Below are 21,259 nucleotides of genomic sequence, written 5' to 3' on the forward strand. Positions count from 1 at the left end.
ACGACGCGCACAGTGGCGGGCCCCACGCCCGGTGGCGGACGACGCGCACAGTGGGCAGGCCGCACGCCCGGCGGCGGACGACGCGCACAGTGGGCAGGCCGCACGCACGGTGGCGGGGTCCGTCAGGGCGGTTCCCCGGCGCAGCCCCTCAGCGCCGACGGCCTCACGTCGGCGCACACCCTCACGCGATGCCGTCCCCTCACATCGGCGACATCGGGTCTGTGCAAGGGGCGGTGATCGTGTCACCGTCGTGACCATGAAGGCTCCGGTGATCCTCGTCATGGCGGCGTCCTGTCTGGTCGCCGCGCCCGTCGCGCCCGCGTCCGCCTCCCGTGTGCCGCTGTCCCTGGAGGTGCTGTCCAGCCGGCCGGATCAGGTCAGCGGAGGTGATGCGCTGATCAGGGTGGACGGAGACGTCAAGGCCCGGGTGCTGCGGAACGGCGAGGACGTCACGGAGGCGTTCGAGCGCAGCGGCAGGGGGCGTACGGGGCCCGTGACGGGTCTCGTGACGGGCCTGCGAGCCGGCGAGAACACGATCACGGCGGTCGCCGGCCGGCACAGGAAGAGCATCAAATTACGCAACCACCCCATCCAGGGGCCGATCTTCTCGGGCGAGCACCAGTACCCGTTCCTGTGCAAGACGGAACGCAGCGGCCTCGGCCCCCCGAAGCCCGACAACCAGGACGGCCAGGGCATGCGGGTGGAGGGCGGCTGGAGCAAGGACTGCTTCGCCCCGGCGGTGAACGACCGCCTCTACCGCTCGACGGACGGCACGTACAAGCCGATGCCCGCGGAACGGCCCGCCGACATGGCGACCACCACCCTGCCCGACGGCCGGACGGTCGACTTCGTGGTACGCCGCGAGCGCGGCGTCATCAACCGCTTCCTCTACTCGATCGCGATGCTGGAGGACGGCTACACCGGCCGCGCCGTCTACCGGTTCGACGGCGGCGTGGCGATCGGCCACGACCAGGGGACGATCGGCGGCGGCGCGCTCGACGCGCATCAGCTCGGCCAGGGCTACGCGATCATGTACTCGTCCGGCACCCGCACCAGCACCCACTACAACCTGATCCTGGGCGGCGAGACGGCCCTGATGGTCAAGGAGCGGTTCATCGAGCGGTACGGCCCGCCGCTCTACACGGTGGGCGTGGGCGCGTCGGGCGGCGCGATCCAGCAGTACATCTACGGCCAGAACCACGGGACGAGGGTGATCGACGCCGCCATCCCGCAGTATTCCTATCCGGACATGGTCACCCAGACCATCCACGTGGGCGACTGCGAGCTGCTCGAACGCTACATGGACCGGCATCCGCGCTGGGCCAGGTGGGACGACCGCACGGCGCTGATCGGCATGAACGCGAGCGACACCGTCGCGAACCCGTACACCGGGCGGCCCGGCTCCGACGAGTGCGTGAACGGCTGGCGCGGCCTGACCCCGCTCACCATGAACCCGCTGTGGACGTCCAACAACGACGCCGAGTGGCAGCGCATGGACCCGCCGGGCGTCAAGGACACCGTCCAGTGGACGCACTGGGACGACCTGCGCAAGGTGTACGGCGTGGACGAGACCGGCTACGCCCGCTCGACCTGGGACAACGTGGGCGTCCAGTACGGCCTCAAGGCGCTCACCGACGGCGTGCTGACGCCGGAGGAGTTCCTTGACCTCAACGCGCAGGCGGGCTCGTGGAAGGAGGCGGCGGACATGGTGCAGGAGGGCTGCCCGTTCGTGCCCTCGGCCTGCCCGGCCGACCTCGATCCGTGGAGCGCCCGTAACGCCCACCAGGGCGATCCCGCGCCGCGCCGGACCGGCGACCCGGTGGCGATCAGGAACGTGCTGCGCAGCGGGCTGGTGTTCGACGGGGACATCGACATCCCGGTGATCGACTGGCGGCACTACCTGGAGGAGGAGCTGGACATGCACAACGCGCACCAGTCGTTCGCCTCCAGGAAGCGGATGCTGGACCACGACGGGCAGGCGGGCAATCAGGTCATCTGGTTCACGGATGCGCGTCCGAACGGGCCCGAGTTCGACCAGACGCCCGAGGCGCTCAAGGTGATCGACGCGTGGATGGCCAACATCCGGAAATATCCGGCGCGCGGCGTGATCAGGAACAAGCCGCCCCAGGCCGTGGACCGCTGCTTCGCCACCGACGGCACCGAGATCGCCGCAGGCCCGCACGTGTGGGACGGCATTCTGGACCGCCGCGCCCCTGGGGCGTGCACCGAGCGCTTCCCCCTCTATGGCACCTCCCGCACGGTGGCGGGCGGCCCGATCGAGGGCGGCGTCTACAAGTGCCGCCTCCAGCCGGTCGACCGGGCGATCGCCAAGGGCCTGTACGGCTCCTGGCGCCCCACCCCCGGCCAGCGCGCCAGGCTGAAGCAGATCTTCCCCACGGGCGTGTGCGACTACCGCTAAGGGCGACGCAGGGGCCAGGGGGGCAGGGTCCGGGGCGGGTGCGGGGCTTGGTGGGCGGTGGCGGACGGAGGGGTGGCAATAGAGTGGCCTGCCATGGGCACCCAACGCCGCCCCGCCACCGAGCCGGAGGCCCGCGCCCTGGCCTCGGCCGCCCGCCTGCGCATCCTGCGGCTCTGCCTCGACCAGGCGCTGACCAACAAGGAGATCGCGGGCCGGCTGGGCGCGAACCCCGCCACCACGCTGCACCACGTACGCAAGCTCGTCGAAACGGGTTTCCTGGCCGCCGAGCCGCGCAGGCCGGGCCCGCGCGGCTCGACGGAGATCCCCTACCGCACCACCGGCAAGACGTGGGAGATGGACGTCCGCGAGAGCGGCGTGACCGGCGCCAACGCGGCCATGCTCGGCGCGTTCCTTGAGGAGGTGCGGCTGGTCGACGTCGCGGACGGCGAGTTCGCCAGGCTCGGGGTCAGGCTGACGGAAGAGGGCCGCGAGGAGCTGTGGCGGCGGCTGCGCGAGGTGATCGACGACTTCCGCGACCGCCGGCCACCGGCGGACGGCGCGGCCTACTCGGTCTTCCTCGCCGTCCACCGGGACGTCACCAGGGACCCGCTCGAGGAGCCCGAGTGATCAGATCAGGTCCACCTCGACCTTGAGCTGCTCACCGGACTCCAGCACGAACTCCTCCACGTTGCCCGCCGCGCACACGTCGTCGGACGCCTGCGCGAGCAGCCCGGCGTCGGGCGTCCACACGCTCAGCCGCGACACCTCGGCCCGCATCGACAGCTTGGCCTCCGACTTGGCCTTGCGCACCTGCGTGAGCACGTCGGAGGCGACGGCCAGCACCGCCGGGTCGCCGGTGCCGCGCTCGGCGGCGGGCCAGGAGGTGCGGTGCACGGAGCCGTCGCGCCACCACGACCACACCTCTTCCGTGACGAAGGGCAGGAACGGCGCGAACATCCGCAGCAGCACGTCGAGCGCCTGCCGCAGCGCCGCGTGCGCCGACGCGGCGGCGGGGCCGGACTCGTACGCCCGTGCCTTGACCAGCTCCAGGTAGTCGTCGCAGAACGCCCAGAAGAAGCGCTCGACGACCTCGATGGCCCTGGTGTGGTCGTAGGCGTCGAACGCCTCGGTGGCCTCGCGCACGGTGTCGGCCAGCGCCGCCAGCATCGACAGGTCGAGCGGCTCGATCACCTCGCCGTCGCTCTCGGCCAGCCCGAGCACGAACTTGGAGGCGTTGAGGATCTTGATGGCCAGCCGCCGCCCGATCTTGAGCTGCCCGGGGTCGAAGGCGGTGTCGACGCCGTAGCGGCCGTTGGCCGCCCAGTAGCGCACCGCGTCGGAGCCGTGCTTGTCCAGCAGGTCGAGCGGGGTGACGACGTTGCCCTTGGACTTGGACATCTTCTTGCGGTCGGGGTCGAGGATCCACCCCGAGATGGCGACGTCGCTCCAGGGCAGCTCGCCGAACTCGTAGTGCGAGCGCACCACGGTCGAGAACAGCCAGGTGCGGATGATCTCGTGGGCCTGCGGCCGCAGGTCGGCGGGGAAGACCCGCTTGAACAGGTCGTCGTCGCTGCCCCAGCGGCCGGCGATCTGCGGGGTGAGCGACGAGGTGGCCCAGGTGTCCATGACGTCGGGGTCGGCCATGAACCCGCCGGGCACGCCGCGCTGCTCCTCGGTGTAGCCGGGCGGCACGTCGGACGACGGGTCGACGGGCAGCATGTCCTCGGTGGGCAGGATCGGCGCGTCGTGGACGGGCTGCCCCGACTCGTCGATCGGATACCACACCGGGAAGGGCACGCCGAAGAAGCGCTGGCGGGAGATCAGCCAGTCGCTGGTGAGCCCCTCGACCCAGTTGTCGTAGCGCACCCGCATGTGCGGCGGATGCCAGGTGAGCTCGCGCCCGCGGGCGAGCAGCCGCTGCCGCAGCTCCTCGTCGCGGCCGCCGTTGCGGATGTACCACTGGCGGGTGGTGACGATCTCGAGGGGCTTGTCGCCGCGCTCGTAGAACTTCACCGGGCGCTTGATCGGCTTGGGCTCGCCCTCGAGGTCGCCGGACTCGCGCAGCATCTCCACGATTCGCTCGCGGGCGCTGTGGATAGTCTTGCCGGCCAGCTCCTTGTACGGCTCCGCCTCCACGCCCTCGGGCGGCTCGGGCAGCAGCCGGCCGTCCCAGCCGATGACCGGCCTGGTGGGCAGGTGCAGCTCGCGCCACCAGGTGACGTCGGTGATGTCGCCGAACGTACAGATCATCGCGATGCCGGTGCCCTTGTCGGGCTCGGCCAGGCGGTGGGCCAGCACCGGCACCTCGACGCCGAAGAGCGGCGTCAGCACGGAGGTGCCGAACAGGTCCTTGTAGCGCTCGTCGTCGGGGTGGGCGACCAGCGCCACGCAGGCGGGGATCAGCTCGGGCCTGGTGGTCTCGATGGTGACCGGGCCCTTCTCGCCGTAGAAGGAGATGGTGTGGAAGGCGCCGGGCCACTCCCTGTCCTCCAGCTCGGCCTGGGCGACCGCGGTGCGGAACGTGACGTCCCACAGGGTCGGGGCCTCGGCGAGGTAGGCCTCGCCGCGCAGCAGGTTGCGCAGGAACGCCCGCTGCGAGACCGCCCGCGCCTCGTCGCTGATGGTGGTGTAGAGCAGCGACCAGTCGACCGACAGGCCGATGCGCTTCCACACCTCCTCGAACGCCTGCTCGTCGATGGCGGTGAGCTTGTGGCACAGCTCCACGAAGTTGCGCCGCGAAATGGAGATGTCGCGCTTGCCGGGCTTCTCCGGGGGCACGAAGCCGGGGTCGTAGGGCAGCGAGGGGTCGCAGCGCACGCCGTAGACGTTCTGCACGCGGCGCTCGGTGGGCAGTCCGTTGTCGTCCCAGCCGAGGGGGTAGAACACCGACTTGCCGAGCATGCGCTGGTAGCGCGCCATGATGTCGGTGTGGGTGTAGGAGAAGATGTGGCCGATGTGCAGCGAGCCCGACACGGTGGGGGGCGGCGTGTCGATGGAGTAGATCTGCTCACGCGCCGCGGACCGGTCGAAGCGGTAGGTGCCCTCTTCTTCCCAGCGAGCTACCCATACCTGCTCCAAGCCGTCGAGAGTCGGCTTTTGGGGCATGGAGGGACGGCGTAGTCGCTGTTGAGTCATGCCTCCTTATGGTACGGCTTCGCAGGCCCGGCAAGCGGTAGAGACTAGTGTTCGTTACAAAGGGGAAGGGAGATCGACATGGCGGAGGAGAAGCCAGATATCGCCTGGCGGGTCATCGGCGGACTCGTGGGTCTGGTGACGGCGTGGGCGGCCCGCAAGGTGCTGGGTTTCGCCTGGACGAAAGCGACCGGCAAGGAGCCGCCCATCGACACCGAGTCGCCTGAGGTGAGCCTCGGCGAGGCGATCGGCTACGCCGTCGTCATGGGGGTGGGCATGTCGGTGGCGCAGATCGTGGTCAACCGGACCGCCAAGAAGCGCTACGACGCGTGGAAGTCGCTGAAGCAGGTGACTCCAGGGCAGTGAGGAACTCGTTGGCCCAGCGGTCCACGTCGTAGGTGGCGACCCGGCGGCGCATCGTCCGCATCCGCCGGGCCAGCTCGTGCGGCGTGGCCCGCATCGCGTTCAGCAACTGCCGCTTGATGTCCTCCACGTCGTACGGGTTCACCAGGTACGACTGCCGCAGCTCGTCGGCCGCCCCGGTGAACTCGCTCAGCACCAGCGCGCCCTGCAGGTCGTGGTGGCAGGAGATGTACTCCTTGGCCACCAGGTTCATCCCGTCGCGCAGGGGCGTGACGACCATGACGTCGGCGGCGAGATAGAGGGCCGCCAGCTCCTCGTGGTTGTACGACTGGTGGAAATACCAGATGGGCTGGTAGCCGAGCTGGGCGTGCTCGCCGTTGATCCGCCCGACCTGGAGCTCGATGTCGTCGCGCAGCCTGCGGTACTCGTCCACGCGCTCCCTGCTGGGCGTCGCGATCTGCACGAACACCGCCTCGCCCGGCCGCAGCCGACCGTCCTTGAGCAGCTCGCCGAAGCCTTCGAGGCGCTGCCCGATGCCCTTGGTGTAGTCGAGCCGGTCCACGCCGAGCAGCACGTGCTCGGGCTCGCCCAGCTCGATCCTGATCTCCTTGGCCCTGGCCACGATGTGCGGCTCGCGGACGAGCGCGTCGAGCTGCGCGAAGTCCACCGAGATCGGGAAGGCCTGCGTGGTGACGATCCGGTCGTCGAGGAAGATCTCGTTCCCCTTGTACGGCAGCCCGAGCAGCCGGCGGCACAGCCGGCGGAAGTTCGAGGCGCCGCCGGGCAGCTGGAAGCCCACCAGGTCGGCACCGAGCAGCCCTTCTACGAGGTCCTTGCGCCACGGCAGGCGCCAGAACAGCTCGGTCGGCGGGAAGGGGATGTGCAGGAAGAACCCGATGCGCAGGTCGGGACGCAGGCGGCGCAGCATGGCGGGCACGAGCTGGAGCTGGTAGTCCTGCACCCACACGACCGCGCCCTCTTCGGCCGCCTCCGCGGCGGCCTCGGCGAAGCGCTGGTTGACGACCTGGTAGGCCTCCCACATCTCCCTGTCGAAGACGGGCGTGGCCACGACGTCGTGGTAGAGCGGCCACAAGGTGGCGTTGGAGAAGCCCTCGTAGTAGAGCTCCACCTCGCGGGCGGACAGCGGGACGGGGATGAGGTTCATCCCGTCCTGCTCGAACGGCTCCAGCTTCTCGTCGGGCGCCCCGTGCCAGCCGGCCCAGGCTCCGTGGCGGCGCTGCATCACCGGGGCTATCGCGGTGACGAGCCCGCCAGGACTCCTGCGCCACGAGGCCGTTCCGTCGGGTTCGATCGTGCGGTCCACCGGCAATCGGTTCGCGACGATCAAGAACGAGCTACGGCCAGTCACGCAGTCCTCCTATGGGTCATATGTCAGGAAAGCCGCCGAGCGCGCGGCCAACGGCGGCCGCCACCGACTCCGGGCCCGCGTGAGGGAGGATCGCGGCGATGTGGGAGTCGGGCCTGATGAGCCATGCCTCATCCGGCCCGGCGCCGAGCCTCTCAGCGAGCGAGCCAGTCCCATCGATCTCCGCGAGCCCGCGAACGGCGAGCGGCGCCGTAATGACCTTGCCCAAGACCTGCACAAACAAACTCGAATCGCACATATCACCCAATAGCACGAGAAATCCGTCTCGTGTAATATCGCGCAACCGGCCGCCCGGCACGGCCACGTCCGGCAGGATCACGCCGGGTGACGGCGGGCACACCGCGCCCTTCGGCGGCCGGCCGGCGAAGGGACGCGAGGGCTCGGGCGTGGTCAGGGGCGAGCCGACGTACCAGAAGGGCTCGGCGAAACGCCCCGAGTCGACCTCGTCCACCCGCCCGCCCTCCAGCACGGCCCGCCGCCGCATGCGCTCCTCCACCGTGCGCGGCACGAGGAAGCGCATGGTGGCGCCGGTCACCTCCAGGTTCTCCACCGCCGCCGCGTGCCGCTCCACGTGGTACGACTCCAGCAGCCCCTCCCCCGCCCACCCGTTGAGCACGAAGGCGAGCTTCCACGCCGCGTTCTCGGCGTCCGGCACCCCCGAGTTGAGCCCGCGCGCCCCGAACGGCGCCACCAGATGAGCGCAGTCGCCGGCCAGCAGCACCCGCCCGACCCGCATCCGCGAGGCCAGGCGCGCGTGGAAGCGGTAGGTGCTGTGCCACAGCAGCTCGTACGGGCGCTCCCCGATGACCTGCCGGATCTTGCGCGCGATGTCGGCGTCGGTGGGGATGAAGTCGGGCGCGATCTGCCAGTCGATCCGGTACGTGCCCCCGGGACACGGGTGGATGAGCACCTGCCGCCCCGGGTTCCACACGGGGTCGAAGTAGAAGCGGCGCTCGTTCTCCCAGCCCGGCAGGTCGGCCTTGATGTCGCAGATCAGGAACTGGTCGTCGAACGTCTCCCCGGTGAACGTCACCCCGAGCGCCGCCCGGATCGCCTGCGCCCGCGCCCCCGCGCAGACCAGCACGTACGGCGCCCGCAGCCGCCGCTGCCCGCAGTGCACGGTGACGCCGGAGTCGTCCTGGGTCAGGCCGGTGACCTCGTGCTCCCAGCGCACCTCGATGAGCGGCTGGGCGGCGATGGCCGCGTCGAGTATCTGCTCGGTGCGGGTCTGGGAGATGTTCACGCACGGCGGCAGCGGCCCCTCGCGCTCGAACGTCCACGACAGCAGCTCGCGGTCGCGGTAGTAGGTGCGGGCGGTGGTCCAGGCCAGCCCCTCCTCGGCCACCTGCCCGGCGCCGGCGGCGGCCCAGATGTCGAGCACGTCGCGCTGCTGGCAGATCGACTTCGATCCGCCGGACCCCCGGCCTGGCCGCTGGTCGAGCACCAGCACCTGAACGCCCCACCGGGCCAGCAACAGCGCGGCGCTCTGCCCGACCGGCCCCGCGCCTATGACGATGACCTGCGGCCCGGCGCTCATGATTGAAGTTCGTCCCAGACCTGGCGGTCGCGTTCCGCGGTCCATATGTGCGGGCGCTCGACGCCGTGCAGCTCGTCCCACAGCCGGGAGACGTTGAACGGCAGGCAGTGCTCGAAGATGGGCCAGGAGCCGTAGCGGGGGGCGAGTGCGCGGTGTGTGCGCTCGAACGCCTCCTTGACCGACTCCGAGGCCCCGACCTCGCGCAGCATGACGGTCAGGAAGTCGCGGGTCTGCCCGATGGCGGCCGCCACGGCGTCCTCGCCCTCGGCCACCGCTCCCCTGCCACCGACCAGCGTGCGCGCGCCGAGCGCGGCCACCCGGTCGAGCGTCGTCGAGACCCAGTCGCGGTGGAAGGCGTCGCCGGTGTAGAGGGCGGCCTGCGACTCCACGAGGTCACCGGCGAACAGCACGCGCTGCTCGGGCAGCCAGGCCACCAGGTCGCCCTCGGTGTGGCCGCGCCCGCAGTACTGCAGGACGAGGTCGCCGCGCCCGCCGCCCAGGTCGATGGTGAACCGGTCGCTGAACGTCGCGGTCGGCCAGGTCAGGCCGGGGATCGAGCCGGGCTCCTCGAACAGGCGGGGCATCCTGGCGTACTCGCTGGCCCAGTCCTGTGCGCCGCGCTCGGCGATGAGCTCGCGGGTCTTCTCGTGGGTGACGATCACCTCGGCGCCGAACGCCGACGCGCCCAGCACCCTGACCGCGTGGTAGTGCGACAGCACGAGGTAGCGGATCGGCTTGCCGGTGTGCTCGCGGAGCCGGGCCAGCCACCGGCGGGCCGCCACCGGCGTGGCCAGGGCCTCGAAGCAGACGAGGAAGTCCTCGCCCTCGATGGCCCCCACGTTGGGGTCGCCCTCGGCGGTGAGCGCGTACACGCCGTCCGCCAGGATCTCCAGGGACTGCCGCTTCTCGCCGAGGTCCGCCGACGAGGCGAACGGCTTCGCCATCGCTGTCTCCTCCCGCTCAGGGCGCCGCCGTCCCGGGGTCCGGGGCGGTGCGCGCACTCCTAGGAGTCTCTTCCCACCGGCGCGCCGGAAGTCCCGGCGGCGTGCTCTTGACAGGCGTGTCCCGCCGGTGATTGGTTTACCGAACATTCGGTCAGTTGACAAGGGAGACCTTCGTGGAGAGCGCGCGTCGCATGATGGACGCCGACACCGCCTCCGCCGCCCTCGGCATCGAGCCCGTAGAGCTGGGCGACGGCCGGGCGGTGTGCCGGATGACCGTGACCGAGCGGATGGTCAACGGCCACGGCCTGTGCCACGGCGGTTACGTGTTCCTGCTGGCCGACACCGCGTTCGCGGGCGCGTGCAACAGTCATGGGCCGGTCACGGTGGCGGCGGGGGCGGAGATCACGTTCGTCTCCCCCGCCCGCGCGGGTGACGTGCTGATCGCCGAGGCGGAGGAGCGCACCCGCTACGGCCGCAGCGGCATCTACGACGTCACCGTGCGCAGGCCCGACGGTCAGGTGGTCGCGGAGTTCCGCGGCCGGAGCCGGGAGCTGAAGTGAGACGGCCATGAGACTGGGACGACCCCCCGCCCCCGACGAGCTCGACCCGATAGAGCGCGTCTCCCGCGACGAGCTGGCGGCGCTCCAGCTGGCGCGCCTGCGGCACACGCTCGACCACGCCTACCGCAACGTCCCGCTCTACCGGGAGAAGTTCGACGCGGCGGGCGTGCACCCCGGCGACTGCAAGGAGCTCGCCGACCTGGCCGCGTTCCCCTTCACCACGAAGGAGGACCTGCGCGAGAGCTACCCGTTCGGCATGTTCGCGGTGCCCCGCGAGCAGGTGGCGCGGATCCACGCCTCCAGCGGCACCACCGGGCGGGCCACCGTGGTCGGCTACACCAAGCGCGACCTCGACGTGTGGGCCGAGGTGATGGCCCGCTCGATCCGCGCGTCCGGCGGGCGGCCCGGCGACATCGTGCACGTGGCCTACGGTTACGGCCTGTTCACCGGCGGGCTCGGCGCCCATTACGGGGCCGAGCGGCTGGGCTGCACGGTGGTGCCGGTCTCGGGCGGCATGACGCCCCGGCAGGTGCGGCTCATCGACGACTTCAAGCCTGATGTGATCATGGTGACGCCGTCGTACATGCTGGCGCTGCTGGACGAGTTCAGGGCCCAGGGCATCGATCCGCGCGCCACGTCGCTGCGGGTCGGCATCTTCGGCGCCGAGCCGTGGACGGAGCAGATGCGCGCCGAGATCGAGGACGCCTTCGACCTCGACGCCGTGGACGTCTACGGCCTGTCGGAGGTGATGGGTCCCGGCGTGGCCAACGAGTGCGTCGAGACCAAGGACGGCCTGCACGTCTGGGAGGACCACTTCTATCCCGAGACCGTCGATCCGTTCACCGGGGAGCCGGCCGACGAGGGCGAGCTGGTCTTCACCACACTGACCAAGGAGGCCATGCCGGTCATCCGCTACCGCACCCGCGACCTGACCAGGCTGCTGCCCGGCACCGCGCGGCCCGCGTTCCGGCGGATGCGGAAGGTGACCGGGCGCACCGACGACATGATCATTCTGCGTGGCGTGAACGTGTTCCCCACCCAGATCGAGGAGGTCGTGCTCGGCGTCGAGGGCCTGTCGCCGCACTTCCAGCTCCGCCTCACCCGTCCTGGGCGGCTCGACGTGATGACGGTCAGGGTCGAGGCGCGGCCGGGGCTCGGCGAGGGGCGCGAGGCGGCCGGTCAGGCGCTGCGCACCGCCGTCAAGGAGACCGTGGGCGTGAGCGTCGAGGTCGAGGTGGTGGACCCCGAGACGCTGGAGCGGTCGGTGGGCAAGCTGAAGCGCGTCGTCGACGAGCGTCATGATTGAGGCCGCCACCGAACCCCGGCGCAGGCGGGGTCGCGGGCTCGATCCCGAGTCGGTGCTGTCGATCGCGGTCGGCGTCTTCAACGAGCGCGGCTACGACGGCACCAGCATGGAGGACCTCGCCCAGGCGCTCGGCGTGACCAAGTCGGCCATCTACTACCACGTGCCGGGCAAGGAGCACCTGCTCGCCAGGGCGCTGGACCGGGCGCTCGACGGGCTGTTCGCGATGGTGGCCGACGAGCGGGCCGCGAAGGGCGCGGCCATCGACCGGCTGGAGTGGGTCGTCAGGCAGAGCGTGCGCATCCTCGTCGAGCGCCTGCCGTACGTGACGTTGCTGCTGCGGGTTCGCGGCAACAGCGGCACCGAGCAGGCGGCGCTGGAGCGGCGGCGGGAATTCGACCGGTTCATCACCGGGCTGGTCGGCGAGGCGGTGGCGGAGGGCGGGATCAGGGCGGACGTCGATCCGGGGCTGGTGACGCGGCTGCTGTTCGGCACCGTCAACTCGATCACCGAGTGGTATCAGCCGGCGCGCGGCGACTCGGCCGACGATCTGGCCGACGCGCTGCTCACGATGGCCTTCAGCGGCCTGCGGCCTACTCGCTGAGCTCGCCGCGCGGCTTTCCCTGGACGGCCTGCTGGGCCGGGGCGGGGCCCTTGACGCGCAGATCGGCGCGGATGGCCTCGCCGAGCTTCTTCGTGGCCATGCGGTTGAGCGCGCCGCCGGCGATGGCGCCGGTCAGGAAGGGGCCGAAGGTGGTGAGGTGGCGGCCGAGCGTCCGCATGAGGCGGTTGCGCAGGGCCGTCTTGGTGGCCGCTCCGAGCGCCAGGGAGACGGACGCGGGCGCGAGGGGGTCGATGCCGCGTTGCTTGGCCCAGGCGGCGGTGAAGGCGACGGCGCGCTGCGCGCCGGATCCCTGGACGTGGACGCCGTAGACCTCGTGCAGCTCGGCCAGCAGCTTGACCTCGATGGCGGCGACGACGATGGTCTCGGCGACGAGCTGGGCGGGAGCGGAGAGCAGGAGGGGTGGGGCGGCGAACTCGGCCGCGGCCAGTGCTCCGCCGATGGCGCCGACCGTCATCGTGGCTTTTTGAGCGGTGCGCACCAGGTCGTCGGCGAGCTCTTCGCCGGTCAGGCCGTGATGGTGCTCGGCGAGGGTGTGCAGGTCTCTGATCGGGATGCGCGGCGCGATGTTGAGGAAGACGTCGGCCAGCCAGCGGCCTCGGCCCGCGCCGGTGGCCCGTGCCCGCTTCGCCCCGGTGGACAGCGCCTGAGCGAGTCGGCCGAGCAGCCTGCGCCGCTCGGCCGGCTCCAGCTCACCCGGAGCGGTGAGCTTGCCAACGAGCTCGCCGACCTCACGATCGGGGTCGGCGACCTCACTGCCCGCTTGGCGGTCTTTCTCCGGTTCGGCCACGCGATGCCTCCGTAATTCATGTCGCGATCGCTCGGGTTCGGGGGCTTTCGTCGTCTTCGGTCCCTCTGCCCCGAGCTCGTTCGCTCCAGTGATCAGGCGGCGCACTCCCGGCAGACCTGCTGGCCGTTCTTCTCGGAGGCCAGCTGGCTGCGGTGGTGCACCAGGAAGCAGCGCGAGCAGGTGAACTCGTCGGCCTGCCGGGGGATCACCCGCAGGGAGAGCTCTTCGTTCGACAGGTCGGCACCGGGCAGTTCGAGCGACTCCGCCAGGTCGGTCTCATCGATGTCGATGCTGCCGGACGACTTGTCGGTGCGCCGCGCCTGGAGTTCCTGGAGGCTGTCTTCACCCAGGTCGTCGTCTGTCTTGCGCGGGCTGTCGTAGTCGGTAGCCATTGTGCTTACTCCATCCCCCTCATCCATATGTGTTCGCGCTCATCGCGCGTCTTCTAACGTCCGGGAAGCCCATCTTGTGCCCGTTCCGTCGGGGAGATTTCCCATCGGTACCCCGAGGAAACGGACCACGAACCTCCCAACACGTCAGGGCCTGCTGCCGTCGGCAATGGTTAGCCAAATATGGCGAAACCCACAGCCTTGGCGTCATGCACCACCGTGTTCGACGGCACATCCAACCACATGTGCGGCGAGAACGAGACGCCCCCATGCGACAACACGCGGACGAACACGTCAGAACGTCACCACGTCAGCGCCGCGGCAGCCTAATGGTCACCACGAGCCCCCCGCCATCACGTGGCACAGCGGCCACATTCCCACCGTGGGCCTGCACGACCGCGCGCACGATGGACAGCCCGAGACCCGCTCCCTTGGCCGAATCCACTCGATCCGCATGAAGCCTCCTGAACGGCTCGAACAGGCTGTTGACCTCGTACGCCGGGACGTGCTGCCCCGTGTTGGCCACCTGAACAACCAAGGCACCGTCCGCCATTCCCGTACGGATCCAGACTTTTCCGCTTTCGGGAATGTTGTACTTCACCGCGTTCTCCAGCAGGTTGCTCACCGACCGCTCCAGGAGCACCGGATCGCCCACGGTAGGCGCGCTGACCAGTTCGGTGGTGACGGTCACACCGTGTTCGGCGGCGAACGGCGCGACCTGTTCGACCGCCGTCTGCGCGACCTCCTTCACATCCAGCGGTTTGCGCACGGCGAGTTCGCGTTCGCTCCTGGCGAGCAGCAGCAGCCCTTCGATGAGCTTCTCGTTACGCGCGTTGACCTCAAGGAGAGTACGCCCGAGCGCTTTGAGGTCCTCGGAGGCCGCCGGATCGGAAAGCGCGATCTCCAGGACCGTCCTGTTGATGGTGAGCGGAGTGCGCAATTCGTGTGAGGCGTTGGCGACGAATCTTCGCTGGGTGTCGAAGGCGACGTTGAGCCGGGTGAGCATGGCGTCGAAGGTGTCGGCCAGCTCCTTCAGCTCGTCGTTGGGGCCCTCGAGCGCGATGCGCTGATGGGCCAGCGTGCTCTCCGACAGCTTGCGCGCCGTCGCGGTCATCCTGGCGACCGGCCGCATCGCCCTGTCGGCCACGAAGTAGCCGATGATCAGCGCCAGGATGCCCACCCCGAACAGGGCCATCACCGCGCTCTGCAGCAACTCGCCGCGGGCGTTGTGCACGGTCGCCTCTTTGGCCTGCAGCCACTGGTTCTGGGCGATCGCCGCGTCGATGGGGTTGATGCCCCGCGTGTCCAGTGTCGGCCACTCGTTGCCGATGGACGCCCCGACGATGGCGTACATGGACAGCAGCAGTGCTACGGCGGCGCCGAACACGAGCGCGCCGTAGGTGAGCGTCAGGCGCCAGCGGATGCTGACCTTGCCGGGAAGCTCCTTCACACGTTCCATGGTGGAGCGTTGGGTGAGCTGCCGCGCGGGCGGCGGAGGGCCGTCCCACACCGGTGGTCCCGTCGGGGGCGGCGGCGTCTCCTGGACGCGCGTCGCCTTGCGTTCGGAGTGCGGGCTGATCATCGGATGCGTCGGGCCCGCTTCGCGCTCTGGCCTGTCCGTCACAACTTGTACCCAACTCCGGGCACGGTCTCGATCACCTGAGGCTCGCCCAGCTTCTTCCGCAGCGTCATCATGGTCACCCGGACCACGTTCGTGAAGGGATCGATGTTCTCGTCCCATGCCTTGTCCAGCAGGTCCTCCTGGCTGACCACGGCGCCGTCGGCCCGCATCAGCTCTTCGAGCACCGCGAACTCCTTCTTGGTCAGCACGACCTCCCTGCCGTCGCGCTCCACCAGCCGCTTGCCCGGGTCGAGCCTGATGCCGGCGCGCTGCAGCACGGGCGGCAGCGCGGGGGCCGAGCGCCGGCCGAGCGCGCGCACCCTGGCCACCAGCTCGATGAACACGAACGGCTTGGCCAGGTAGTCGTCGGCGCCCAGGCCGAGACCCTCCACCTTGTCGTCCACGTCGCCCGAGGCGGTCAGCATGAGGATGCGGGAGGCCGTCCGCTGCTCGACCAGCCTGCGGCACACCTCGTCACCGTGCACGACCGGCAGGTCACGGTCCAGCACGATCACGTCGTAGTCGATGTAGGAGGTACGCTCCAGAGCCCCGCCGCCGTCGTAGGCGACGTCGACCGCCATGGCCTCGCGCCGCAACCCCGTCGCGATCGCGTCGGCCAGCACCCGCTCATCCTCAACCACCAGCACGCGCACGCCCGGTACACCTCTCTCCGATTCTGGTCACTCATTCTGGCCACAACCTCGATAAGCGCACGGTAAGGCATGTTCCGGCCACCTGGGACCGGCCGAAGGCCCCCGGGCGGGCGCGGCTTACCGAGGCTTGGAGAAATTCATGTTTCGGAGGGCGACAAGCCGGGGTATGCCGTCGGGACACCCATTGCCCAGGCTTCATCCGGCAATGGGGAGACTTCGCCCTTGGACGGATCGAACCCCCGGAGAGTAGGTGAGATGGGCGAGTTCACGACCACGATCGAACACCGCCTCGACCAGGCTTACAAGGGCCTGCGGGAGGCCCGCAGCGTCGGCGACGACTACCTCGCCGACACCCTCACCGCCGAGATCGAGGACCTGCGCCGTCTGGCCGACGATCACGGCATACCGTTGCCCCGCTAGCGAGACGCCAAACGGCCGGAGCCACGCTCCGGCCGTTTCGCACCTGACGCACTCAGGCTCCGCGCAGCGGATCCAGTGACACAAGGAGGTCGTGCAGCTCCTCGAACAGGCCGGGAGCCGCGCACAGCGCGAACTCCGAGCTGACCGGACGGCCGTGCAGCCCGCCGAGCCTGGCGCCCGACTCGGTGGCCACCAGCCCGGCCGCCGCGAAGTCCCACTGGTTGACGCCGCGCTCGTAGTAGGCGTCGACCCGGCCCGCCGCCAGCGAGCAGATGTCGATGGCGCACGAGCCGCCGCGCCGGATGTCGCGCACCCGCGGCAGCACCTTCGCCACGACCTCGCCCTGGCTCTCGCGGCGCGCCTTGGCGTAGCCGAACCCGGTGGCGACCAGCGCCTGCGACAGCGGCACGCCGGTGTTGCAGCGCAGCCGCTCGGCGCCGAGCCATGAGCCCTCGCCGAGCGCCGCGGTGTAGACCTCGCCGCGCTGCGGCACGTTCACGACGCCCGCCACCACCTTGCCCGCCACCTCGACGGCGATCGACACCGCCCAGTCGGGCAGGCCGTACAGGAAGTTGACGGTGCCGTCGATCGGGTCGACGATCCAGCGCACGTCGCCCTCGCCCGGCGCCTCGCCCTGCTCCTCGCCGAGGATGCGGTCATCGGGCCTGGCGGCCAGGATGCGCTCGCGGATGAGCGCCTCCGACGCCTTGTCCAGGGTGGTGACCACGTCGGTGGGGCTTGACTTGGTCTCGATCTCGCGGGACATCGTGGGCCGCTTGGCGAGCAGCATGTCGCCGGCCTCGCGGGCGATGTCCTCGGCGAGCCTCAGGAAGTCCGTCATCAGGCCACCGACTCCGGGCGCTTCCACTCCTGGCCGAGCACGTGGTGGCCGAGGAAGGCGAGCACGGTGTCGTACCAGGCGACGATGTTGCCGGGCTTGAGTATCCAGTGGTTCTCGTCCGGGAAGTACAGGAACTTCGCGTCGACCTCCGCGCGGCGCAGGTCCCACCACAGCCGCAGCGCCTCGCCGATCGGCACCCGGTAGTCCTTGTCGCCGTGGATGACGAGCATCGGAGTGGCGATCTTGTCGAGAGAGTTGTGCGGCGACAGCAGCTGGTAGCGCTCGCCGCCCGGCTCGCCGAACTCGCGCTGCCAGTACATCGCGGCGTCGGTGGTGCCGGCGAACTGGTCGAGGTTCCACAGCGAGGCGTGGGTGACGATGGCCTTGTAGCGGTCGGTGTGGCCGGCGAGCCAGTTGGCCATGTAGCCGCCGTACGAGCCGCCCATCGCGGCCGTGCGCTCGGCGTCGATGTCGTCCCTCTCCAGGGTGGCGTCCACGATCGCGTCGAGGTCGGCCTGGGTGCGCGGGCCCCAGTTGCCCCAGCCGCGGTCGATCATCTCCTGGCCGTAGCCGGTGGACATGCACGGGTCGGGCATGAGCACCGCGTAGCCCTGCTGGGCGAGGATCCACGACTGCCAGCGCCACTGCCAGTCGTTCCAGGAGCCGAGCGGGCCGCCGTGGACGAACAGCACGAGCGGGGCCGGGTCGGCGGCGGAGGCGGTCTCGGGCAGGGCGAGCCAGCCGCGGATGGTGGCGCCGTCGTCGGCGGTGGCGGTGACCTCGGTGAGCGTGCCGGGCACCTCGGGGCGCGGCGCGGGCGACGGCAGGTCGGTGACCTCGCCGGTGACGGCGTCGATCCTGGCCGGCCCGGGGGCGAGAGCGACGCCGCTGTGCAGGGCGTAGACGAAGCGGCCGTCGGGCGACGGGTTGACGTGCAGGTACGCGGCGTCGTCCCCGGTGAGCCTGGTGGCCTCGCCGTCGAGCGGGACGCGGAAGACCGGGCGGCGGCCCTGGTGGTCGGCGACCAGGTAGACGGCCGAGGAGTCGGGGGCCCACTGGACGTCGGTGGGGAACGCGTCGGGCGCGTACTCGCGGCCCTGCCCGGTGGCGAGGTCGGCGATCCACAGCGTGCTGCGCGCGGAGACCTCGTAGCCGGTCCTGCGGTCGCGGGCGCAGGCGAGCTTCGTGCCGTCGGGCGAGACGGCCAGCGGGCCGCCGAAGTCGTGGTCGTCCTCGCTGAGCAGCACGCGGCGCTCGCCGGTGGCCACGTCGATGACCACCAGGTCCGTACGCGACTCACCCTTGGGCAGGTAGACCTGCCACGTGGTGATCACGGAGGCGCCGTCGGGGGTCAGCTCGAACGTGCCCTGCCGCAGCGCGTCGCCGGCGTCGGGTGTCAGGTCGCGGACGTCCTCGAGCCGGTCGGCGCCGAGCCGCGCGGCGAACAGCCGGGGCCGGCCAGGGCCGAGGTCGTGGTCCCAGTAGCGGACCGGGAACTGCTCGTGCAGGATCGCGCTGATTCCGGCGTCCTTGCGGGCCTTGCGCTTGTCGGCGTCGGCCGACTCCTCGCCGTCGAGCACGTCGGCTGAGAAGACCACCACGTCGCCCGCCGTGCGCACGGCGCCGATGCCGCCGGCTCTGCTCGCCACCTGGCGGGCCTCGCCGCCGGCGCGGGGCAGCAGCCACAGGGCGGGCACCTCGTCGGTGGCGTCCTTGACGGTCGGGTCGGGGCGGGCGGAGGTGAACAGCACATCGCCGGCCGCGGTGAAGACGGCGGCCGATTCGCCCTTGGCCGAGCGGGTCAGCCGGTACGGCTCGCCGTCCACGGGAATCGCCCAGAGCGCGGTGCCGTACGACTTGCCTTCGGGGTTCAGGGACTGCACGGCGGAGATCAGTCTGGACCCGTCGGGCGACAGCTTGAGCGAGAGAACTCGGGGGATGGCCACATAGTCGCGTATGTCGTTGAATGCGCTCACCCGACCGAACCTACCTCGCGGCGAGGACCGCCGACATCCCCGCATAGGGTTGTCACGTGGGAATTTACGACGCCTTGCTGGTCCTGTCGTTCGGCGGCCCCGAGGGTCCCGACGACGTGATGCCGTTCCTGGAGAACGTCGTGCGCGGCCGTGGCGTGCCGCGCGAGCGGCTGCTCGAAGTGGCCGAGCACTACCAGGGCTTCGGCGGGGTCAGCCCGATCAACCAGCAGAACCGCGACCTGGTCGAGGCGCTGCGCCCGGTCGCCGGGGTGCCGGTCTATTGGGGCAACCGCAACTGGCACCCGTTCGGCGAGGACACCGTGCGCCAGATGAGGGCCGACGGGGTGCGCAAGGCCGCGGTGTTCGCCACGTCGGCGTTCGCCGGCTACTCGAGCTGCCGCCAATACTACGAGGACATCGACCGGATCTCCGTCGAGGGCGGCCCCGAGCTGGTCAAGATGCGCCACTACGGCGAGCATCCCGGGTTCGTGACGGCGATGGCCGATCACACCAGGGCGGCCCTCGATCGGCTCGGCCGCGACGACGCCAGGCTGGTGTTCACCGCCCACAGCATCCCCACGTCCATGGCCGAGACCGCGGGCCCCGAGGGCGGCCTCTACGAGGCGCAGCTGCGCAGGAGCGCCGAGCTGGTGAGCCGGGCGCTGGGCCGCACCGAGCCGTGGGACCTGGTGTGGCAGTCGCGCAGCGGGCCGCCGCAGGTGCCGTGGCTGGAGCCCGACGTCTGCGACCATCTCCGCAAGACCGACGCGCGCTCGGTCGTGCTGGTGCCGATCGGGTTCGTCTCCGACCACATGGAGGTCGTCTACGACCTCGACACCGAGGCCAGGCAGGTGGCCGCCGAGCTGGAGCTGCCGATGGAGCGGGCGGCGACGGCGGGCACGCATCCGGCGTTCGTGCGGATGGTGCGCGAGCTGATGGACGAGCCCGAGCCCGTCCCGTGCCCGCTGACCTGCTGCCCGCCGCCCCGCAGGCGGCCTCAGGCGTAGGCTTTCGCGTAGGCGCCGGCGATCGACATCACCTTGTTCACGTAGTCCCACGAGTGGTTGTAGAACCAGATCGCCTTGCGCAGCCGCTCGCCGCCCTGCCCGGCCTTGTTGGCGCACAGGTAGTTCGCCGCGCCGGGCACGGCGTCATACGGGCTCCAGATGTCCTTCTTGCCGTCGCCGTCGCCGTCCACGCCGTAGTGCTTCCAGGTGGCGGGCATGAACTGCATGGGCCCGAGCGCGCCCGCGCTCGACGGCCCGTTGTTGCGGCCGTGCCCGCTCTCCACCTGCCCGATGGCGGCGAGCACCGTCCAGGACAGCCCGGGGCAGCGGGTGGCGGCGGCCTTGTAGAGCTCCAGATAGCTGCTCGGCCGGCCCACGGTGACCTGCTGCTGGGCAGGCGGCTGCCGCCGCTTGGGCGTACGGGCGGCGGCGTCGAGCACGACGACCTGGCTGCGTTTGCCGAGCAGCTTCTTCACGCCCGTCTGGCTGATCTTGCCCTCCTTGCCGTGCAGCAGCACGGCGACGCCCTGAGCGAACCCCAGTGACCTGCCGAGGTCGGCGCTGATGAGCCCGTCCACGCCGTGCAGCCCGAGCGAGGCCGAGGCGGCGACGCGCAGCCTGGGCCCGCCGTCCACCTGGTAGACGGCCCCCAGGATCATGCCGAACTTCTTCATCGCCTCCGCGTCGGCCACCAGCTCGCCCCTGGTCAGCGCGCTCCATACGGCGGGCTGGTCGGCGACGGGCCGCGGGGTCCAGGAGCGGAACTCGGCCGGGTCCACGGCCAGCAGGTTCAGGGACGTGCCCGACACCTTGACGGCGCCGGCGTCCACCACGGCCACCTTCTGCACGTGGGCCAGCTCGCCCAGCCGGAACCTGGTCTGCTTGGGCACGGTGCCGGCCGCGACGGCGAGCACGCGCGGCGGCGTGACGGTGACGCTGGGGCCGCCCTCGCCGAAGTCCTTGACCGGCTCGGCGGTGGGCACCATCTCGTCGAGGCGCGGCGCGGGCGACTGCTGGGGTGCCTGCTGTGGTGTCTGTGGGGGGCGGAACCTGCGTACGGGCTGCTCCTGGGCGGTGCCGACCAGATCCTCACCCAGGACGACCACGACGCCTCCGGCCGCGGCGGTGACCACGAGCACGGCGGCGACCATGAGCATGACCGCGCGAAAGCTGGGAAGACCGGACACTCGGGACACGTTAACTCACCCCTGCGCGAAAGCACTTGCCATCCGGACATACGGTGCGCAATGGTTAGCCCGCTCAAGCTCACGTAAGGGGGAAACAGCGTGGTCGGG

Annotated in this window: 19 protein-coding genes; 8 read left to right on the forward strand and 11 right to left on the reverse strand. The window is 70.6% G+C overall.

Annotated features, from left to right (window positions below; genetic code table 11):
* Positions 1-256: 256 nt before the first annotated feature.
* Both AB0K12_RS08455 and AB0K12_RS08460 read left to right on the forward strand, forming a co-directional pair.
* Entirely contained in the window at positions 257-2,419 is a 2,163-nt protein-coding gene (locus tag AB0K12_RS08455) for a DUF6351 family protein (protein ID WP_364556876.1), read from the forward strand.
* 93 nt (positions 2,420-2,512) lie between these two features.
* Entirely contained in the window at positions 2,513-3,046 is a 534-nt protein-coding gene (locus tag AB0K12_RS08460; RefSeq protein ID WP_364556879.1) for a winged helix-turn-helix domain-containing protein, read from the forward strand.
* Here the strand turns inward: AB0K12_RS08460 and valS are convergent, their stop codons facing one another.
* Entirely contained in the window at positions 3,047-5,554 is a 2,508-nt protein-coding gene (gene valS / locus AB0K12_RS08465; protein ID WP_364556881.1) for a valine--tRNA ligase, read from the reverse strand.
* A 78-nt stretch (positions 5,555-5,632) separates the two neighbouring features.
* On the opposite strand from valS, the gene AB0K12_RS08470 reads away from it, so the two are divergent.
* Positions 5,633-5,917: a DUF4235 domain-containing protein gene (locus tag AB0K12_RS08470; RefSeq protein ID WP_364556884.1), complete on the forward strand. Its 285-nt coding sequence runs from the start codon at positions 5,633-5,635 to the stop codon at positions 5,915-5,917.
* Here AB0K12_RS08470 and AB0K12_RS08475 read toward each other — a convergent pair.
* Genes AB0K12_RS08475 through AB0K12_RS08485 form a run of 3 tightly spaced genes read right to left on the reverse strand, consistent with a single transcriptional unit; the run spans position 5,850 to position 9,782 of the window.
* Positions 5,850-7,283 carry a trehalose-6-phosphate synthase gene (locus tag AB0K12_RS08475; RefSeq protein WP_364556887.1) on the reverse strand — a complete coding sequence of 478 codons (1,434 nt, stop codon included), beginning with the start codon at positions 7,281-7,283 and terminating at the stop codon, positions 5,850-5,852. The two genes, AB0K12_RS08470 and AB0K12_RS08475, sit on opposite strands and share 68 nt — an antisense overlap.
* A gap of 16 nt (positions 7,284-7,299) precedes the next feature.
* Positions 7,300-8,838, reverse strand: coding sequence for an FAD-dependent monooxygenase (locus AB0K12_RS08480; RefSeq protein WP_364556890.1), 1,539 nt, complete (start codon positions 8,836-8,838; stop codon positions 7,300-7,302).
* Positions 8,835-9,782 carry an MBL fold metallo-hydrolase gene (locus tag AB0K12_RS08485; protein WP_364556893.1) on the reverse strand — a complete coding sequence of 316 codons (948 nt, stop codon included), beginning with the start codon at positions 9,780-9,782 and terminating at the stop codon, positions 8,835-8,837. The genes AB0K12_RS08480 and AB0K12_RS08485 overlap by 4 nt, the downstream gene beginning before the upstream one ends.
* A gap of 191 nt (positions 9,783-9,973) precedes the next feature.
* Between AB0K12_RS08485 and paaI the strand changes: the two genes are divergently transcribed.
* The 3 genes from paaI to AB0K12_RS08500 are packed head-to-tail and all read left to right on the forward strand — an operon-like array spanning position 9,974 to position 12,249.
* Positions 9,974-10,342, forward strand: coding sequence for a hydroxyphenylacetyl-CoA thioesterase PaaI (gene paaI / locus AB0K12_RS08490; protein ID WP_364557758.1), 369 nt, complete (start codon positions 9,974-9,976; stop codon positions 10,340-10,342).
* Positions 10,343-10,349: 7 nt separating this feature from the next.
* Positions 10,350-11,648, forward strand: a complete 1,299-nt coding sequence (gene paaK / locus AB0K12_RS08495; protein ID WP_364556896.1) for a phenylacetate--CoA ligase PaaK — start codon at positions 10,350-10,352, stop codon at positions 11,646-11,648.
* Positions 11,641-12,249: a TetR/AcrR family transcriptional regulator gene (locus tag AB0K12_RS08500; protein WP_364556900.1), complete on the forward strand. Its 609-nt coding sequence runs from the start codon at positions 11,641-11,643 to the stop codon at positions 12,247-12,249. Before paaK ends, AB0K12_RS08500 begins: the two co-directional genes overlap by 8 nt.
* On the opposite strand, the gene AB0K12_RS08505 is transcribed toward AB0K12_RS08500, so the two are convergent.
* The 4 genes from AB0K12_RS08505 to AB0K12_RS08520 all read right to left on the reverse strand — a co-directional run bounded on the left by AB0K12_RS08505 (position 12,239) and on the right by AB0K12_RS08520 (position 15,720).
* The gene (locus AB0K12_RS08505) at positions 12,239-13,057 is read right to left on the reverse strand and encodes a hypothetical protein (RefSeq protein WP_364556903.1); all 819 of its coding nucleotides are present in this window, start codon (positions 13,055-13,057) and stop codon (positions 12,239-12,241) included. The genes AB0K12_RS08500 and AB0K12_RS08505 overlap by 11 nt on opposite strands.
* Positions 13,058-13,149: 92 nt before the next feature.
* On the reverse strand, positions 13,150-13,449 hold the full coding sequence (locus tag AB0K12_RS08510) for a DUF4193 domain-containing protein (RefSeq protein WP_020542847.1): 300 nt from the start codon (positions 13,447-13,449) through the stop codon (positions 13,150-13,152).
* A 307-nt stretch (positions 13,450-13,756) separates the two neighbouring features.
* The gene (locus AB0K12_RS08515) at positions 13,757-14,905 is read right to left on the reverse strand and encodes a HAMP domain-containing sensor histidine kinase (protein WP_364556906.1); all 1,149 of its coding nucleotides are present in this window, start codon (positions 14,903-14,905) and stop codon (positions 13,757-13,759) included.
* Between the two features lie 161 nt (positions 14,906-15,066).
* Entirely contained in the window at positions 15,067-15,720 is a 654-nt protein-coding gene (locus AB0K12_RS08520) for a response regulator transcription factor (protein WP_345387406.1), read from the reverse strand.
* Between the two features lie 255 nt (positions 15,721-15,975).
* Between AB0K12_RS08520 and AB0K12_RS08525 the strand changes: the two genes are divergently transcribed.
* Positions 15,976-16,140, forward strand: coding sequence for a hypothetical protein (locus AB0K12_RS08525; RefSeq protein ID WP_165974805.1), 165 nt, complete (start codon positions 15,976-15,978; stop codon positions 16,138-16,140).
* A gap of 52 nt (positions 16,141-16,192) precedes the next feature.
* Here AB0K12_RS08525 and AB0K12_RS08530 read toward each other — a convergent pair whose 3' ends face one another.
* Both AB0K12_RS08530 and AB0K12_RS08535 read right to left on the reverse strand, forming a co-directional pair.
* Positions 16,193-16,981 carry an inositol monophosphatase family protein gene (locus AB0K12_RS08530; protein ID WP_345387408.1) on the reverse strand — a complete coding sequence of 263 codons (789 nt, stop codon included), beginning with the start codon at positions 16,979-16,981 and terminating at the stop codon, positions 16,193-16,195.
* The gene (locus tag AB0K12_RS08535; RefSeq protein WP_364556911.1) at positions 16,981-18,957 is read right to left on the reverse strand and encodes a S9 family peptidase; all 1,977 of its coding nucleotides are present in this window, start codon (positions 18,955-18,957) and stop codon (positions 16,981-16,983) included. The genes AB0K12_RS08530 and AB0K12_RS08535 overlap by 1 nt, the downstream gene beginning before the upstream one ends.
* A gap of 56 nt (positions 18,958-19,013) precedes the next feature.
* Here AB0K12_RS08535 and AB0K12_RS08540 point away from each other — a divergent pair, with 56 nt between their 5' ends.
* The gene (locus AB0K12_RS08540; protein WP_364556914.1) at positions 19,014-19,964 is read left to right on the forward strand and encodes a ferrochelatase; all 951 of its coding nucleotides are present in this window, start codon (positions 19,014-19,016) and stop codon (positions 19,962-19,964) included.
* Here AB0K12_RS08540 and AB0K12_RS08545 read toward each other — a convergent pair.
* Complete coding sequence (locus tag AB0K12_RS08545) at positions 19,955-21,151, reverse strand: lytic transglycosylase domain-containing protein (RefSeq protein WP_364556917.1); 1,197 nt, start codon at positions 21,149-21,151, stop codon at positions 19,955-19,957. The two genes, AB0K12_RS08540 and AB0K12_RS08545, sit on opposite strands and share 10 nt — an antisense overlap.
* Between the last annotated feature and the right edge of the window lie 108 nt (positions 21,152-21,259).

Source organism: Nonomuraea sp. NPDC049419 (genome assembly GCF_040676995.1).
In the GTDB taxonomy this organism is placed as follows: domain Bacteria; phylum Actinomycetota; class Actinomycetes; order Streptosporangiales; family Streptosporangiaceae; genus Nonomuraea; species Nonomuraea salmonea.